Source organism: Polaribacter sp. BAL334, assembly GCF_015767435.1.
GTDB lineage: Bacteria > Bacteroidota > Bacteroidia > Flavobacteriales > Flavobacteriaceae > Polaribacter.
Genome location: NZ_JADWOV010000073.1, coordinates 1 through 337, shown reverse-complemented (window position 1 = coordinate 337; position 337 = coordinate 1). Strand labels below are relative to the sequence as shown.

The window sequence follows — 337 nt, the reverse complement described above, 5'->3', positions numbered from 1 at the left end:
TACAAATACTTGGACAGGAGCTGTAAATACAGACTGGAGTGATTTAGGAAACTGGAGTAATAATGTAGTTTTATCTACCTATACAACAGTTACGATTCCTACAGGTTTAGCAAACTACCCGGAAATATCTACCACTACTGATGTGATTATTGGTAGTATTGTGATAGAAAGTGGTGCGTCATTAAACATTGCAAAAGGAGGTAGCTTAAAATTATCAGACAACTTTACCAATAACGGAACCGTAGTTTTACATTCAGATGAAGATGAATTCTCTTCCATAAAAGTCGGTAAATTATCCTCAGGAAATATTACTTATAACCGCTATGTAAATAGCGTT

The 337-nt window shown here is 34.7% G+C and carries 1 protein-coding gene; it reads left to right on the top strand.

Annotated elements, in window-relative coordinates:
* On the top strand, positions 1-337 hold a 337-nt coding region (locus IU405_RS00395), incomplete at both ends, for a hypothetical protein (RefSeq protein ID WP_197436686.1).